8 protein-coding genes are annotated in these 17,955 nt (G+C 75.9%); all 8 read left to right on the top strand.

The features are described from left to right. Positions 1-132 precede the first annotated feature (132 nt). The 8 genes from NX801_RS06550 to NX801_RS30710 all read left to right on the top strand — a co-directional run bounded on the left by NX801_RS06550 (position 133) and on the right by NX801_RS30710 (position 17,946). Positions 133-843, top strand: coding sequence for a Crp/Fnr family transcriptional regulator (locus tag NX801_RS06550; protein ID WP_258786093.1), 711 nt, complete (start codon positions 133-135; stop codon positions 841-843). Positions 844-991: 148 nt separating this feature from the next. Next, positions 992-2,071, top strand: a complete 1,080-nt coding sequence (locus NX801_RS06545; RefSeq protein WP_258786091.1) for a nucleotidyl cyclase domain-containing protein — start codon at positions 992-994, stop codon at positions 2,069-2,071. Between the two features lie 5 nt (positions 2,072-2,076). Beyond that, a complete protein-coding gene (locus NX801_RS06540) occupies positions 2,077-4,974 on the top strand; it encodes a hypothetical protein (protein ID WP_258786090.1) in 2,898 nt (965 codons plus the stop codon). A 241-nt stretch (positions 4,975-5,215) separates the two neighbouring features. Further along, a complete protein-coding gene (locus tag NX801_RS06535) occupies positions 5,216-6,502 on the top strand; it encodes a hypothetical protein (RefSeq protein ID WP_258786089.1) in 1,287 nt (428 codons plus the stop codon). Then, positions 6,502-7,104 carry a Pycsar system effector family protein gene (locus tag NX801_RS06530; protein WP_258786087.1) on the top strand — a complete coding sequence of 201 codons (603 nt, stop codon included), beginning with the start codon at positions 6,502-6,504 and terminating at the stop codon, positions 7,102-7,104. Before NX801_RS06535 ends, NX801_RS06530 begins: the two co-directional genes overlap by 1 nt. Positions 7,105-7,527: 423 nt before the next feature. After that, on the top strand, positions 7,528-9,858 hold the full coding sequence (locus tag NX801_RS06525; RefSeq protein WP_258786086.1) for a VWA domain-containing protein: 2,331 nt from the start codon (positions 7,528-7,530) through the stop codon (positions 9,856-9,858). A gap of 412 nt (positions 9,859-10,270) precedes the next feature. After that, positions 10,271-14,446 (top strand): tubulin-like doman-containing protein, encoded by a 4,176-nt coding sequence (locus NX801_RS06520; RefSeq protein ID WP_258786085.1) that lies wholly within the window; start codon positions 10,271-10,273, stop codon positions 14,444-14,446. Further along, complete coding sequence (locus NX801_RS30710) at positions 14,443-17,946, top strand: hypothetical protein (protein ID WP_309505792.1); 3,504 nt, start codon at positions 14,443-14,445, stop codon at positions 17,944-17,946. The genes NX801_RS06520 and NX801_RS30710 overlap by 4 nt, the downstream gene beginning before the upstream one ends. Positions 17,947-17,955: the final 9 nt, after the last annotated feature.

Below are 17,955 nucleotides of genomic sequence, written 5' to 3'. Positions count from 1 at the left end.
GCCACCTGGGGGTTCTCGGATTACCGGGCAGTACGACGAGTATGGCGGAATCACCCCCACCCAGGGCGCCGTTCTGCGACCATCATCGCCAACGAAATCCAGCCGTCCCGGACTTCCGTGGGGGGAGTGGGCATGGGGCTGCTCGAAACCGAGTCGGCGTTCGCACAGGCGCTCTCGGCCCAGGAGCACGAGAGCGTCATGGCCCTCGGCAGCCGGCGGAGCTATGCCGCCGACACCCATCTACTCACGGAAGGCGACCGGTCCAGTCATGTCTTGATCATTGTTCGGGGGTGGGTGACCGTTTCTGTGGCGATGGACCGGGGGGCCAATGGCCTCATCCTGGGCCTGCGCGGCCCCGGGGAGCTGCTCGGGGAGATGGCCGCGCTGGACAGCGCGCCGCGCAGCGCGACCGTACGGGCGCTGGGGCCGACCGAGGCGCAGGTGATCCCCGGCGATGCCTTCCGGCGCTTCCTCGCCCTGCACCCGCGGGTCAGCGGGCTGGTGATCCGCCAGCTCACCGCCCGGCTGCGCAGCGCCGACCAGGAGCGCTCCGCGCTCGCCTCGCTCACCGTGCTCCAGCGCCTCGCCAGCAGGCTGATCGAACTGTCCCAGGTCCGCCCCACCGGGCCTTACACCGCGCGGGAGCAAAGGAGTTCAGGGCCGGGTGTGATCGTGCACCTGGCCCAGGACGAGCTGGCCGCCACGGTCGGCGCCGGCCGGGAGGCGGTCGCCAAGGCCCTGCGGCTGCTGCGCACCCAGCACGTCGTCCGCACCGGCAACCGCACGGTGGAGATCCTCGATCCCGGTCTGCTCGCCCTCCTCGCCGAGGGGCACCGCGAGTAGCGGCCCGGCAGACCTCGCCGTCAGCCCGTCCGACCGGCCCCCCACACGGTCCGACGGCATGTGTAAACGGCTACAGACGGCCCGCGTCCCCGGCCGGAAGCTGTTGGACAAGGGGGACGGCGCGAACAGAACGAGCAAGGGGGCACGGGTGGAACACGATGCGCTGGACGGCGCCGAGGCACGCTACGAGTTGGTGATCTACGTCGACGCACGCGGTTCCAGCGGCTACGACGACGTGGCCAAGCCGGAGATGCGGCAGCGCATCTACCGGGTGCTGAACGGGGCGTTCCGGGACGCCCGGGTGGCCTCGGACTCCCTCCACATGGAGGACCGCGGCGACGGGGTGCTGGTGTCGGTGGCCGGCCGGGTCGCGGTGACCCGGCTGCTCGGCCTCTGGATGGTCGAGGTCCACGAGCGGCTGCGCGCCGAGAACCGGGCGCTGCGGGTGCCGTTGGGGCTGCGGGTCGGCATGCACGTGGGCCCGGTCCGGCACGACTCCTGGGGCATCAGCGGCCAGGCGGTGGATCTCGCCTGCGGGCTGGCGAACTCCGCCGTGGCCCGCCGGCTGCTCGACGCGGAGGCCGCCGATCTGGTGCTGGGCGTCTCCCGGTCCCTCTACGACGACGTGGTGAGCCACGGCGGCAAGTTCATCGAGCCGACCGGCTATGCCCGTGCCCGGCTGGAGTTGAAGGGAAGTGAGGTCACCGCCTGGTTCCACCTCCCCGGCCGGCCCGCCCCCCGCATCCCGGGGGCGGGGGACGGGCCGGCGGGCGCGAGTGGCCCCGAGGGGGAGGGTGGAGCCCCGGGAACGGGTCGGCCCGAGGGAGTGAGTGGAGCCGAGGGAGAGGCCCGTCCCAAGGGGGTGGGTGGCCCCCGGACGGCGGGCGGAGCCGAGGGGTCGGGGGGACACGGGCGGGGCGGCGCCCCCGCGGCCGGTGAGGCCGGGACCCGGGGGCCCGGGGCCCGGCGCTCCGGGGCCGGGGAGACCGGGGACGAGGGCCTCGACGACAAGGGCTTCGACGACGACTTCGACGACGACTTCGGGGACGAGGACTTCGGGGACGACGGTCCCGGGGACCGGGGCGAGGGCGCGGCGCCCGGGGTGTATCAGGCGGGGCGCGATCAGTACAACATCACCAACGGCGATGTGGCCCAGGTGCACAACAGCCGCGTCGGCCGGCTGCGCATCGGGCGCGACACCGGTGCCCGCCGGCCGGGGAGGGACTGATCGCCATGGCCGAGGAGGAGCGGTACGCGGACGCCGGGCCGGCGGCGGACGGCGGGGAGCGGGCCCGGCGCGACGGCGAGCGGGGAAACCGGGACGCGGCGGGACCGGGCGACGGGGCGGCGGGCGCCGGGGGGCCGGGGGCGGCCGGACAGTCCGGGCCGGAGGACCGGGAGAAGCAGGAGGACCGGGAGAAGCAGGACGAGCTGGAGGCGGAACGGGAGCGCGCCGCCGGGCGGTTCCGGGAGTACACCCGGGACCCGCTCGCCGGCGAACAGGGGGAGGACGCGCCCACCGACCTGGCCGCCGCCTCCCGGGCCCGGCGCGCCACCCGGCGGCTGTTCAACACCGGCCGGGACCTGAACACTTTCGACCGCTCGTACATCGGCAGCGCCCACATCGGGGACATCCACCTCCGGATGGACGCCCGCCGGGCGGGGGCCGGGCTGCGCAGTGGCGCGGTGCCGGTGGAGGAGCTGCGGCGGCTCCGGCGGGTGCATGTGCCGCCCGAGGGATACGTACGGCTCCGCGACGCGCTCTCCACCCGCCGGCTGCTGGTGCTGGGCGCCGCCCCCGGCACCGGTCGCACCAGCACCGCGCTCTCGGTGCTGGACGAGGTGACCCGGCGGGGGGCCGGGCGGGGCGTGGCCGACGGGCGGCTGCTGCGGGTCGATCCGGACGGCGGCGTACGGAAGTTGGTCGCTGAGCTGGGCGAGGAGGGGGCGCGGCAGGGCAGCGGCTATCTGCTGGAGCTCTCGCTCACCGGGCCGGGAGTGCCGCCGGACGCGATGGACCTGGACGGTCTCGCGGCGGCCCTGGACGGCTGCCAGGGGTACGCGGTGATCGTCGTCGGCCTGGGCTCAGCGACCCAGCCGCTACTGACCGGGCGGTACGGGATGGCCTGCCCGCCCGCGCCCACCCGGGAGTTGCGCACCGCCCGGCTCCGGGAGCTGCTGGAGGACCGGGTGGCGGCGGCCGTGACCCGGGACGACCCGGGGCACTCCGGGGGCACCCGTACGGACAACACCCGGCCGGACGACACCCGCTCGGACGACACCCGTACGGAGGGCACCGGCGCGGTGCCCGCCGACCGGGCCGTCGTCCACGCGAACGAGTCGGGGGTGGCCGGCCCGGGAGTGGACGAGTTGCTGGCCCGGGCGGAGGAACTGGCGGAGAGCGCGGAGGTCACGGAGGCGGTCGGGCTGGACGATCTGCGCCCGGTTGAGGCGGAGTTGCTCGCCTCGCTGCTGGCCGGACATCTGCTGGGCGAGGTCACCCGACCGCAGCTGCTGGCCGGCTGCCGGAGCCTGGCCGCCGCCCAGGCCCAGGAGTGGTTCGCGGGTGTCGACCGGGCGCTGGTCCCGTTCCCCGCCGGTACGGAGGGCGGCGGGGGACGGGACGGCGCGGGCGGTGGGCGCTCCGGCACGGCGGCGCTCTTCCACCCGGTGGCGTTCCGGATCGCGCTCGCCGTGCTGGGCGGTGCCTCGCACAGCGCGGTCGCCTCCGCCGCCCATCTGCTCACCTGGGAGCTGTCGGTCCAGAGCGACCCGGACCACACGCCCGCCCGGCCGCTGTTCTGTGACGACCCGGAGGCCGATCTGGCCCTCTCCCGCGCCGAGTTGACCGACGGCCGGGCGGAGGTGGCCGGGGTGGAGGTGCCGGCCCGGCAGATCTGGTACCGGGGCTCGGCGCTGCCCGCCGCGGTGCTCGCGGAGCTCTGGGACCGGCACTTCCCGGTACGGGCCCCGATGGTGCGCTGGCTGCGACTGCTCGCGGACGATCCGCGCCCCCAGGTGTGGATGCGGGCCGCGGTGGCCGCCGGGGAGCTGTGCGTACGCGACTTCGACCACGGCTACGCGGAGTTGATCCGGCCGCTCGCGGAGGCGGGTGCCCCGCGCCGCCGGGTCTTCGCCGCCACCGCGCTGGACCAGGCGGCGAGCCACGCCTCACACCGGAAGGCCGTACGGGGGCTGGTCGGCGAGTGGAGCAGGACCGGCTCCAAGGCGCTGCGCTGGACCGCCGCGATGGCGCTCGGCTACGGGAGTTGCGCGGCGACGACGGACGACGCCCTGGACGCGCTGGCCCGGATCGGGGTGCGGGACTCGGGTGACCAGCTGGCGGTCGCCTCCTTCAATGTCGTACGGCTGCTGGCCCGGCCGGACGGGCTCCGGGTACTGCGCCGGGTGGACCGCTGGACCCGCGACCGGCGGGAGGCGTACCAGGACCTGGGCCTGGTCACCACCGCCCGGCTCGCGGTGACCTCGGTGGACGAGGTGCTGGACGACGAGACGGCGGCGGGAACGCCGGTGGGCACGGGGGCGGGGACGGGACCGGCTGCGGGGACGGGGGCCGCAGCGACGGCTCGGACCGGCGGCCCCGGTCACACCGGCCCCACCGGCCGGACCGGTGACGCCGATGACACCGGTCACACCGGCCACACCGGTGACAGCACCGACGCGGCCGGCGGGAGCGGGGACGCGCGGGGCACCGACGCGGGCGGCGGGAGCGTGGACACGTACACCGGCGCGGTGCCGGCGGGATGGGGGGACTGGCCGCTGCCGCTGGCGCTCGCCGCCACCAGGCCGGGTCTGGTACGGCCGCTCGCGGACCTGATGTGGACCGCGCTGAACACCCCGCGGTCCCAGGAAGTGGCTGTCGACGCACTGGAGTCGTGGCTGCGCTCGGCCGTGCGCACCGACGGCACCGAACGGACCCGGCGGGGGCTGGCGGCGCTGTTGCCGGCGCTGATCACCGAGGAGCACGACCGGCGCCGCCTCGACTGGCTGCTGCGCCGAATGATGAAGGACCCGGACGATCCGCTCCCCGAGGCGGGGGCGCGCTCCCTGTGGTGGCTCGCGGTCCCGCCGGACCGGACGGAGAGGAACGAGAGGCGGAGAAATGGCTGAGGGGCAGTACGGGGGCGGAGCGGGGCACGGGGCGAACTCCGGACGCGGGCACGGGGCGGGACCCGGAGCCGGGCAGGGGTACGGAAACGGACCTGGGTACGGGTACGGAAACGGAAACGGCCAGGGAGGAGGGAACGGGACGGGGGACGGGACGGGGGACGGGGCCCCCGCCGGACCGTTCCTCGGTGAGTACGCCCCGACCGGTCCGTTCCGGGGGGCCCGGGCCCGGGTGGCCTCGGTGATGTTCTACCGGAGCGGCGGCTACAGCGTGGCCACGGTCTCCGGGGTCGAGCACTTCGGCCGGCGGGCGCTGGCCCGGCCGCACACCGTCTGCGAGATCGCGCTCGGCACCTTCGTCCGGACCCTCCGGATGGAGCTGCCGGCGGCGGGCGGCACCACCTTCTTCGACGCCGAGGTGGACCTCCAGTGGTCGGTGGTCGATCCGCATCTGGCCGCCGTCGAGGTGGTGACCGATGTCGCCCAGCGGCTGACCGCCCCGGTCCTGGAACGGCTGCGCGAGGTGACGGCCGACTTCCCGGTGGACAGCGCCGACCGGGCCAACCGGGCCGTCACCCAGCGCTGCGCCGACGGCCGCTGGGACGACCTGGGCTCCGAACTGGGCCTGCGCGTGCGGCTGTACGTACGGCTGCGGGTGGACGACCGGACCATCACGCACGTCAACGAGATCCGGGACGCGCACGCCTCGGCCAATGTCACCCGGGTCCACCAGAACACCTTCCGGGCCATGCTCCAGGGCGGCGAGCTGGAGCAGTTGAGCTACATGCTGGCGGCCCAGCCCGAGGCGGCCAAGGAGTTCCTGGAGAAGATCCGCCAGGAGGGGCGGCAGGACGAGAAGGAGCGCGTCGAGCGGGTCTTCGGGCTGATGGCCGGCGGTCAGATCCACTCCCACCAGGTGGAGGACCAGGTGCTCGGACTGCTCAACGGCGGTCACCAGAGGGTCCAGGGGCCGATCGGTTCGCTCCCCGCCCACCGGGACCGGCCGCAGCTGGAGTCCGGCCGGCGGCCGCGCCGCGACGACGAGTCCGGCCGTGGCGCGTACGCCGGATACGCCGAGCGCACCGACCGCACCGAGCATCCCGGGTACGCCGACCGCACCGACCACACCGAGCATCCCGGCTACGCCGATCGCTCCAGCCGTGACGGGCGCTCCGGCCGTGGTGAGCACACCGATGACACCGGCGGCGCCGGCCCCTACACGGACTACGCGGACTACACGGACCACCCGAACGGCTCGGAGTACGCGGAATACGCGGAGTTCGTGGATGACGGAGACGGCCGGACCGGCGGGAGGGGAAGCGGCCGGCACCGCCGGGGCGGGGACGCTTTCACCCCCGACTGGGTGGTGGAGGACCGGGCCGGGGACCCGGACGCCGGGCCTGGCGGCCGCGGCCGCCGGGACAAGCCGGCGGACGACGGACCGCCGGCGGCCCGGCCGGCGGACGACGAGCCGCCGCGCCGCCGGAACCGCGGCCGGAACGACGGCTGGTCCTGGGCGGAGGAGGACTGATGACGACTGCCGGCGACGGCACCGGAACCTCCCCCGACCCGGTCGTGGCAGCGGCGGACGGGGGTCGGCACAGCCACGGCCGGTCGGGGGAGCACCACATCACCGAAGGCACGGGGGGACGGATGGAGGCGCCCGGGGAGCGCATAGCCGAGCGGCTGCTGAGCACGATCCGGGAGGACCTGGGCCGGGCGGACTCCAAGGCGGCGGTGCTCCTCTCCGGTGCGCTGGCGCTGCCCGCCTTCCTGATCGGCTGGCACGGGGCGCCCGGCTGGCAGCGGCCGGCCGACGTGGTGCTGGCGGTGGCCGGGGTGTTCTGGGTGACGGCGGTGATCGCTCTGGTACGGGCGCTGCTGCCGCGCACCGGGACGGTCCGGGAGGGGGGCGGGGTGACGTTCTTCCGGGACCTGCTGCCCCCGCTCGACTTCGGCCGGCTCTCCGCCGAGGTGGCCGAGGCGGGGCGCGACCCGGCCGGCTGGTTGCTCACCCAGGCCGTGGACGTCAGCTCGATCCTGTCCGCCAAGTACCAGGCCATCCGCTGGGCGGTGGCCACCCTGGCACCCGCCGCGGTGCTGGCCCTGACCTGGAGCTTCACCGTCCGCTGACCCGACCGCCCGGTGCCGGGGCGCCCCCGGTGCCAAAAACGGCCCCGGGCCCACCCCGTACCGCCTCCCTCCCACCTCGTACGCCTCCTTCCACCCCGCACCGACTCGTACCGCCTCCGGCACGAGCCCGCACGGCCGCGCACACCGCACACCACACACCGCACACAACCCGGACGGGTCGCCCGCCGAACGGCACCACGCCCCACGAGCGACAGCACGCCACACGGCAACACACCGCACCACTCCGCACCGCACCGCACCGAGCGGCGCCACAGCCGCACTGAGCGAGACCGAGCGACACCGAGCGACACCGAACAAGACCGGGCGACACCGCGCACACCGCGCGACACCGCACGGGTCCGGACAACCCGCGCACCGCTCGCGGCGCGCACCACGCACAGACGGCACACAAAGGGGACGGCCGTGGGAACACTCTGGCAACAACGGCGGACGAGAAGAGGCAGGGCGTATCGCGGCACGCTCGCCGCGCTGGGCTGTGCCGCGCTGCTCGGCTCGGCGGCGGCGCCGGCGGCGAGCGCCCGGGTCCCGGGCCGGGCGGCGGCCGAACCGGCCTTCCCGGCGGTCAACTACGCGGTCGCCGTGGACGAGTCGGAGAGCCTGGCGCCCGAGGACATGAAGGCGGAGAAGGCCGCCGCCGCCCGGATCGCGCTGGGTGATGTCTCCGCCTCCTCCACGGTCTCGGTCTTCGGCTTCGCGGCGGCCGAGCGGGCCGGCCAGCGGGCCGTGGACCCGGTCTGCCCGCGCACCACCCTGGACGCGGCCGGCCGGGAGGCGGTCGGCGGCTGCGTCGAGAAGCTGCGGAGCCGGAAGAAGGACGAGGGCACCGGGACCGACTTCCCGACGGCGATCCGGCAGGGCGTCCACGACCTGACCGCCGGCACCGACGCCACCGCTCCCCGGGTCCTCTTCCTGCTCACCGACGGCAAGATGGACGTGAGCGGCAGCGACAAGTACGGCGACCCCGCCCACCGCGCCGCCGAGGGCGAGCGACAGCTGACGCTCGCCCTCCGGGAGGCCGCCGCCGCCCGGGTGCAGATCTGGCCGCTGGGCTTCGGGGACGCGCCGGACAAGAAGCAGCTCGACCGGATGGCGGCCGGCGGCTACCAGCGGGGCTGTGTGGCCCTGCCCTCCGCCAGGCCCCGGGCCGAGAAGGTGTCCGGAGCCGGTGACGTGGGCCCGACCCTGGAGCGGGTCTTCGCCGCCGCGCACTGCCTGCGCTACCAGTCCGGACCCACCGCCCAACGGCCGCCCGCCACCCTGGAGGTGGAGATCTCCCCGCTCGCCACGGTGGGGAGCATCGTGGTGGACAAGGGCGATCCGGCGGTACGGATCAGCTATCTCGACCCGAGCGGTCACCAGGTGCCGACCTCCGGCGCGTACCAGAAGTCGACGTTCGAACTGGCCGGGGCCGGGGGTGTGGTCGAGGCGCTGAAGATCGTGGACCCGGTGCCGGGACGCTGGAAGATCAGGGCGGAGGCCGACGAGGACCATCGCGCACTGCCGGTCGGGGTGAGTGTGCTGTGGCAGGGCGAGCTGCGCGGAGCGATCACCATGAACCCGCCGTCGCCCCGGCCGGGCGAGAAGACCACGGTCACCATGCGGCTCCAGACCCGGGAGGGCTATGAGATCCGCGACCCGGCGGACTACGCCGGGCTGGCGGTGGCCGGCCGGCTGTCCGGTGCCGGGTTCGCGCCGCTGGCCGTGGGCCTGTCCGACAGCGGCACCGGAGCCGACGCGGCCGAGGGCGACGGTTCCTTCACCGGTACGGTCCGGATCCCCTCGTCCGCGACCGGCGCCCTGACCGCGAGCGCCACCCTGACGGCGGCCGGGCTGCGCGCGGACACCCGGAGCGAGACCGGGACGGTCGCCACCGCGGCCGCGGACGTGGTCGCCGGGCTCACCCTGCGGGACGCGGAGGCGCACCCCGGGGCCGGGATCACCGGCACCCTGGCGCTGCACAACACCGACGACGCCCCGCACACCCTGCGGCTCTCCGCCGACGACGTCCAGGCCGGGCTGCTCACGGTCTCCCCCGGCGAGGTGAAGCTCAAGCCGGGCGAGTCGGTGAGCGTCGGAGTCACCGTCCGGGTGGCCGAGAAGGCACTCTTCGGGGACCGGCTGACCGATGAAGGACTGCGGCTGGGCTCCACCGTGACCGTCACCGACACCACCGACGGGAACCGGGCGCTGGTGCGCTCCCCGCTCTCGGTGCGGGTCACACCCGAGCCGACGTTCCTGGAGCGGAACTGGTGGGCGCTGGCCGGCGGCGCGCTGCTGCTGGTGGCGCTGGCGGTGACGGTGGTCCTGGTGATCCGTCAGCGCCGGGTCCGGGTCCGGCCGTCCGGCCTGGTGCTGCGGCTGGTCTCCGGGGACGGCGAGCAGCTGGCCGAGCACCGGGTCGGCCTGGTGCGCACCCCGTGGTACGGCTTCGGCCTCACCGAGACCCACCGCAGCCCGCGCATCGAGAAGCGCGCCAACGGCCCGTACGCCGTCCAGCGCAGCCCGGAGGGCGGCGCGGTGCTGCGCACCCGGGGCGGCGGCCGGACCAAGGTGCCCGCGCAGGGCCGTGCCGTGCTCACCGACGAGCTGTATCTCGCGCTGGGCGACGAGCCGCGCCGCCCGGGGCGCCGGAGCGCCGGCTGGTGGCCGTGGTCCCGGCCGGCCCCGAACCGCCGGCCGGCCCCGGCGCCGGCCGACGCGGCCCCGCGCAAGGAGTACGAGGTCTGGGAATGAGCCGCCCGGCGGAAGCGGAGACGTACGCCGACACCCCCGCGGACCCGGGGGTGTCCCCCGGCACGGGCACGGCGAAGCCCTACGGGGCGGGGGCGGGCCCGGAGACGTACACCGGGACGGCCGCAGCCAGGGCCACCGCCGCCGGGGAGGCCACGAACACGGACACGAACGCGAACACGGCCGCGGACACGGGGGCGGACGCCTTCACGGGGGCGGCCCCGGGCACCGCCCCGGCTCCGGCTCGTCCTCCGGCTCCGGCCCCGGCCACAGAGGTGGTCCCTGACACGGGGTCGGGGACGGGCGCGGGGGTGGCCACGGCGTCGCGCGCGGCGGGAAGGACGGGCGGGCCGGACACCGCGGTCGCGTCCGGGACGACGGACGGCCGCCGGAACGGCCACAACGGGAGGCAATCATGAAGATCTTCCAGCCGATGCTCTTCGTCGGCCTGGGCGGCACCGGCGGTCTGGTCGGCGCCGAACTCGAACGCAAGCTCCGCGCCGAGCTGTTGGGGCCGGACGGCGCCGCCCTCACCCATCTGGCCGGCCACGCGCCCCACCAGCTGCCGGACTGCCTGCAGTTCGTGTACGCGGACTACAGCGAGACCGACCTCCAGCGGCTGCCGCAGTTCAATGTGGACCCGTCGGTGCGGCCCGCGTACGCCCGGACCTCCCGCGCCACCCACAACCTGCTGCCGAACTTCGACAGTTCGCCCGAGGTCACCAAGATGCTCCGGGCGAGCCTGCGCGGCGAGGTGGCGAGCTGGCTGCCGCCGCATCTGGACGAGCCCAAGGTCACCCCGCTCCACAACGGGGCCGGCCAACTCCCCACGGTCGGGCGGGCCGCGCTCTTCGCCACCCTCCGGCACAGCCTGGCACCGGTCCTGGAACCGCTGCTCCAGGCCATCGACGCCATCGCCAGGTCGGCCGGCGAGCTGAGCGAGCTGGGCGGCGGCCGGGTCACCGGCTGCGACGTGTTCGTGGCCTTCTCGGTGGCGGGCGGCACCGGGGCGGGCATCTTCCTGGACTACCTCCACCTCATCAACTACGCCTTTCAGCTGCGGCAGTTCGACGGAGTGAAGATCTACCCGCTGGTCGTCATGCCGTCCTCGTTCGCCCCGGCGGGCGGCGGCGGCCGGGAGGCCGACCTCAACGCGGCCCGGGCGCTGGTGGACCTCTTCCGGATGGTGGACGGGCAGAACGCGCCCGCCGAGGGAGCGGAGATCGGGGACCTGGACCACGGGCCCGGCTCCGGCGTCCGCTACCCCAACACCCCGCCGATCCGGCTGCGCACCGGCATCCTGCCGACCGCCTTCCTGTTCAGCCCCACGGCCGGCATCCGCCCGGACGACCTGCGCCGGTCCGTCGTCTCGCTGGTGATGTCGCTGATCGGCACCGAACTGGGCGACGGCCGCTCCCAGGGCCGTACCACCGCCGCCGACGACGACTACCAGACCTTCGCCGCCAGCTTCATCAACCGGGGCGTGCACCGCAGCGCCGTCTCCCCCACCGGCATCGGCCGCCAGGGCGTCTCCACCAGCCTGGTGGCCTCCATGACCGCCCCCATCGAGCAGCTGGCCGACCTGGTGGCCGGCCGGCTGCTCCGGGAGGCGATCACCGACCTGGTGGAACGGCCGCGCAGCGCGCACCGGGCCACGGCCGTGGTCCCGCTGGTCCGGCAGCTCTTCGCGGACGCCAACCTGGAGGAGCTCTGGGAGCGGAAGACGCTGGACGTGCCCGACCCCGAGCCGCTGCCGCGCGGCTCCAAGGCGATCGAACGCGCGCTGGGCGAGCGGGTCCAGGACATGCAGCGGCTCCTCTCCGACCTGCGGAACGTGGTGGAGCGCCAGACCTCCACCATGGCCGACCGGTTCGCCCCGCGCCCCGCCATCGACAAGCTGCTCGGCTCCGTCGATCCGTTCCTGGCCGAGCGGATCGTCCGGGGCGCCCCGGGCAGTGCCGAGACCATCCTCCGGCTGGGCTTCCTCGGCATGCTCGACAGCCGGGCCCGCGCCCCGCAGCGCCCGCCCGGGGTGACCGACCAGCCGCCCAAGGTGCCCCGGATCAAGAGCCGGCTGGCCGGGATGTCCCCCGCCCGGTGGGGCGACGAGGACGTGCAGGCCGCCCTCCAGGAACAGGACGCCTGGTACCAGTGGCGCAGCAGGGTGCTCTGGCACGAGGCGTGGCGGGAGCAGCAGCAGCGGTGGCAGCCGCAGGCCGACGCGGCCGGCACCGATCTGGGCCGGCTGGTGGGCGCCTTCCGCAAGCAGGCCGACCAGGAGCGCAAGCTCTCCCAGCAGAAGGGCCTCGAACTCTACGAGGACCGCACCGGGATCTCGTATCTGCTGCCGCCGCAGCGCAGCCTCAACCACTTCTACGAGGACCTGGTCGCCCGGCTGATCCGCCGGGAGGGGCTGCGGGAGACCGACGACGAGGCGGCGCTGGTGCTCAAGCTGGTCGGCGGCGACACCTGGCGGGAGGTGCACGGCCGCAGCCGGCGCGACCCGGACGGGGCCGTGGGGACCGTCAAGGCGCTGCTGGAGTCCCGGATCACCCTGCTCTTCGCGGAGAGCGGCGCCCGGCTGGAGGAGCGCCCGCTGCTGCCGTCGATGAGCACCCTGCTCGCCGCGGCGGCCGGTGACGAGGAGGCCACCGAGCAGGTCAGCAAGGACGCGCTCAACCTCTTCACCCTGAAGCTGGCAGGTCTACTGCCGGTGGGGTTCACCCCCGAGGGCACCGGACCGCTCCGCATCCTGGTCACCCACCCCCGGGTGCAGGCGACCGAGGAGGTGCAGGAGTACCTGGCCAAGTCGCTCCGGCTGCCGGCCGACGCCAAGCACTCGGTGGAGTACCGGGGGGTGGACAGCGACACCATCACGGTGGTCCTCTTCCGCAGCGAGATGAGCCTGACCCAGGTGCCCGAGGCCCGGAAGGTGCTGCGCCAGTGGGCCCGGGCCAAGGAGTCGGAACAGTCCCAGGACGTGCTGCGCTGGCGGCAGCGGCTCGGCTACCGGGACACCTGGCTGGTCAGCGGCGAGGACGACCGCCGCACCATCCTGCACCGGCTGCTCTGCTGCCTGTGGAACGGCCAGGTGGAGGTGGTGGAGGGCGACACCACCTCCCCGGACCGGGTGCGGCTGCGGCTGTTCCCGGGGGCCGGCGGGGACGCGCCGGGCGTCCGGCTGCGGCTCGGCGGCTACCCGGGCGGCGTGTCCAGCTGGGCCGAGCTGCTGCGCTCGTACGAACGCTGGACGGTGCTGGACGACGAACGGACGGTGGAGGACTACTGCCGGGAGCTGATGAGCACCCAGCCGCTGGACCTCGGCCGGTCCGGCAGCCGGCCGCACCCGCTCTTCGTGGAGCTGGTGGAGCGGATCGCCCCGCACCAGCTCCGGCTGCTGGCCGACCGCCGGGAGCGGGACGGCGACCGGATCGAGGGCTGGCTGCGTCCGCTCTGGGAGTTCTGGGCGGAGACCCTGCCGGCCGCGCTGGACATGCCGTTCGCGGACCAGCGGGCCATCCAGCCGACCCTGCGCACGCTGCTGGAGTACACCCGGGACGGGGTGCCGGAGGCGCGCCCCCGCCCCGAGCCGCCGGCCCCCCGCGCCCCGGCCGCCGACGACGACTGGGGCACCGCCCCGCTCGCCGGGGCGGGGGATTCCTCCGGGGCCGGGGGTGCCCCCGGGCGGGGAGATGTCTACGGGCGGGGGGATGTCTACGTGAACGTGTACGACCGGGGGTTTCCCCCTGCCGGGTACGGCAGGGGGCAGGGAGACTCTCCCGGGCGCGGCGAGGACGAGCCGTACGGCACCGCCCGGCGGCCGTACGACGAGGACCGCCCGGCGTACGGCGAGGGGACCCGGGCGTACAACGGCCGTCCGGTCTACGGCGAGGAGGACCGGGCGTACGACGGGGGCCGGGCCTTCGACGACGGCCGGGAGCCGGCCGCCGGCCCCCGGGACCGGAACGGATACCGGCACCTCGATCCGGACGGTTTCCGGGACCGGGAGCGCGACCGGGAGCACCCGGGCACGGGATCCGGGGCCCGGGACCGGCAGTGGGACCGGGAAGGCCGGTACGCGGACCCGCAGGCGGAGCCGTCGGCCGGAGCGCCGGACCGGGCCGGCGAGCGGACCGGCGAATGGGCCGCCGACCGGGCGCGCGAGCGTGGCGGCCGGGAGAGCGGCCGGGAGAGCGACTTCGCTCCGCGCCGCGAAGAGGGTCCCGGGAGCGACTTCGCCTCGCGTCATGAGACCGACTACGCGTCCCGCCGCGAGGGCGATCGCGCGTACGGCCTCGCGAGCGGCGACCGGGGAGACGGCCGCACGTACGGCCTCGACGGCGGCGACCGGGGAGACGGCCGCGCGTACGGCCTCGGCAAGGGTGACCGCGACGGCGGCTGGGAAGACGGCGGGGACGGTGGCCGGGACAACGGCTTCGCGAGCGGCGGCCGGGACGGTGGCCGGGAGAGAGAACGCGAAGGCGGCGGCCGGGAAAGGGAACGCGAGGCCGGCGGCCGGGAGAGCGGTGGTCGCGCGAGCGGGCGCGACGGCGGCCACGGGGACGACTTCTGGGGCGGTGACGCGGAATGAGCCTCGACGAGGACACCCGTATGGTCGTCCACCTCGACCTGCGCACCGGGGCGGCCGGACTGGCCACCGCCCCGGCGCTGCGGGCCCGGGTGGCCGAGGCGCTGGGGCGGGCGGACCTGCCGGAGCCGGAGGAACCGCTGTTCCTGGTGGTCGACACCCCGGCCGGGCTCACCGACCACCAGCGCCAGTACGAGCTGCTCACCGGCTACCGGGCGACGGAGCGGGTCCGGCTGCTGGTGCTGCTGGTGGGCAGCGCCCCGGGCGCGTTCGCCGGTCCGAGCGAGAACTACCAGCCGGACCGGCGGCTGTTGCGGCCCGCCACGCTCCGGGGCGACGGCATCGCGCTGCTCTGGGCGGGCGAACTGCGGGCCGCCCGTACGGCGCTGGAGCGGACCGCGCCGGACGACCCGGAGGCGCTGGCGGCGCTGGTGGACGCGCTGTCGGTGCCGGATGTGTTCCTGGAGGTGCTGGAGCGGTTCCAGGCGCTGCCCGAGGGCGTGGCCGCGCCCGGGGTGCGGCTGCTCGCCCAGGACCTGCCGCCGGAGGTGCGGGACCGGGCCTGGCGGGACGCGCTCGCCCGGTTCGCGGGCCGGGACAGCGACCTGACGGCCGAGCTGCCGGCCACCGCCTGGTCCGCCGCCGACCTGCCCGAGCCGCTGCGGGCGCTGGTGGCGGGGCGCGGCGGGCGCGACCGGGACCACCGGCAGCCGGGCGGGGTCGCGGACGCCGCCCACGGGGAGTGCGCCGAGGCCGTCGAGGACATGGCCGACGCCCTGGCCGCGCTGCGCACCCTGCCGGGGCTGCTCGGCCCGGTCCGGCGGGAGGTGCTGGAGGAGCGGACGGAGCGGGCCCGCCAGGCGCTGGAGGAGTACCGGGACCTGGTGCGGACGGCGCTGCGCGGAAGCGGCGGGGACCAGCCGGCCGGTGCCGAGTCGGCCGCCCGGCTGACTGCCCTGGGGCTGCGGGTGCCGTCGGCCGAGGGGGTCGGGGAGCGGATCGGCGAGGGCCTGCGGGACTTCGCGGATCTGCTGCTGCGGCAGGGCATGTCGCTGCGCGCGATGGCCGCCCGCTTCACCGGACTGGCCGGGCGGGTGGAGCCGGTGCCGGGCTCGGCGCTGCTGCCGAGGCTCGCCCGGCTGCGGGTGCCCGGCGCGCCCGCCGGGAACGGACCGGCGGCCCGGGTCCCGGGGGCGGCCGCCGCGCTGCCGGCGGCGGCCGGGGCGGGGCTGCTCGGCGGGGTGTGGCAGGGGCCGCTCGCGCTGTGCGCCCTCGTCGTACCGCTGCTCCTCCTCGGGGCCACCCTGCTCGGCGGGGCGCGGCTGCGGGGCGCCGGGCATCCGGTGTCGATGCCGCTCGGCCCGGTGCCGGCGGCGGTCTGCGGCGCGGCGGCCGGGGTGGCGCTGGCGTACGCGGCCGGGCCACCGGTCTGGGCGGGCTGCGCCGGGCTGCTGCTCGGCCTGGTCGTGGCGGTCGAGACGGAGCGCCGGCTCTGGCGGTCGGCGGCGGACTCCTGGGCGGCCGGCCACGACCCGGCACCGCTGCGGGCCGCGCTGAGGGAACTGGACGCCCTGCTGGCCGAGGCGGTCCGGGAGCACTGGGCCGCCGAGGAGCGGCTGTACTGCGCCGACGCGGCCCGCTCGGTGGCCGGCATGCTGCGGGCCACCGCCTCGGCGGCCGATGCCGGTGCGGTGCCCGAGCCGGAGCGGCCGGCCGTCCCGGACGGGCTGTACGGTGCCGGGCCGACCGCCGGGGACGACTGGCTGACCGGCGCCTCCGCCCTGGAGACGGGCGAGTTCCTCTTCGCCGGCGGTACCGGGGACGGCGGCGGTGGCGGCGCCCGCCGGGACGGGGACGACGCCTGGGCCCGGGACTACTCCTGGGACGACCCGCGTCCCGGCTCCACCGACGACGGCCCCCGCCATGGACCGGGCCCGGGGTACGGCACGGAACCCGGATACGGCGCGGGGCGCCCGTACGGCACCGGCGCCGGTACCGGCTACGGCACGGCGCCCGGGTACGGCACCGGGGGCGGCCAGGACCCGGTCTCCGGGCCCGGGACCGGGAGCGGGGCCGCGACCGGACCCGGCTCCGGGTACGGCGGCCGGCCGGAGTCCGGCACCGGACCGCGCTGGCTGGTCCGGGAGCCCGGCGAGGGCGGCCCGGAACTGGTCGCCACCCTCGTCGGCGACCTGGCCGACGCCGCCCTGCGCGCCATGCGGGACTACTGGGGCTCGGTGGAACGCGGCCAGGCCGGCACCCTCGCCGTGCAGCGCACCGAGGCCCGGGTCCGCGAACTGCTGGCCACCGCCCGGGGTCATCTGCGGGCCCATGGCGTGCTGGTGCCGCCGCCGTTCGCCGCGCCCCGCCGGGTCCGGCCGGGCGCGGCGGCGCTGCTCGGCACCGACCAGAACCGGGTCGCCCGGCTGATCTCGGCCGAGGCCGGGCCGCGCGCGGTGGTCCAGCTGTCGTCGCCCGACCAGACCACCCTGCTCAACCGCGACCGGGACGCGGCGGTCTGGGTCAGGTTCGCCCCGGAGGCGGTACAGGAGGAGGTGGAGAAGGTCTGGAAGGCGGAGGGCACGGTGCCGCCGCCCGAGGTCCGCTGGACCTCCTCCGGCCGGTACGCCGGGCTGATCCGGCTCGCCCCGCTCCGGATGGGCGTGGTGCACACCGTACGGCCCCGCCAGGAGCCGGACCGCGACCCCACCGACCACCGCGACGACACCGGGGAGCCCGGACAGCCGGCCTTCCCGTACGAGGGCCGGTCCAATCCGTACGAGGGCCGCGCCAATCCGTACGACGGCCCGGCCGGTCCGTACGACGGTTCCCCCTCGTACGGCGACCGCCCGTACGACAGGGACGCGTACGAAGGCGGTGCGTACGAGGGCGGCCCGTACGGCGACCGCCCGTACAACAGTGCCGCGTACGACGGCAGTTCGTACAGCGGTGACCGTCCCGACGCCGGTTCGCTCAACGACGTCTCGTACGACGGCGGTTCGCGCAACAGCGTTCCACGGGACGGTGGTTCGCACAGCGACGGTCGGTACGGCGACGGCCCACCCGACAGCGGTCGGTACGACGATGGCTCGTCCAACAGCTTCGAGTACGGCGGTGGTTCACGCGGTGGCGGTACGCATGACGGCGGTTCGCACGGCGGCGACGCGTACGGGCGTGGGCCGTACGACAACCGGCCTTACGACGACGGCCCGTACGACAACCGGCCTTACGACAACGGCCCGTACGACAGCGAAACCCACAACGACCGTCCGTACGAGGGCGGTTCACGGGCCGGCCGCCGCAGGCACAATGACCGGCGGCCCGACGGCGGCGACGACGGTGACGGCGACGGCCCGGACAGCGGGCCGTACGACACCGGCGGGCGGCGTGACACCGGTCCGCGGGGTACCGGCCGGCCCGGCACCCATGCGCCCGGCACCGACCCGTACGACGGCGGTGACCCGTACGGCCGCTCCGGCCGGACGGACGGCGACCCGTGGTGACCGGCCCGC

Source organism: Streptomyces pyxinae (genome assembly GCF_024756275.1).
Lineage (GTDB): Bacteria > Actinomycetota > Actinomycetes > Streptomycetales > Streptomycetaceae > Streptomyces > Streptomyces pyxinae.
This window is presented reverse-complemented; position numbering and strand designations above follow the sequence as displayed.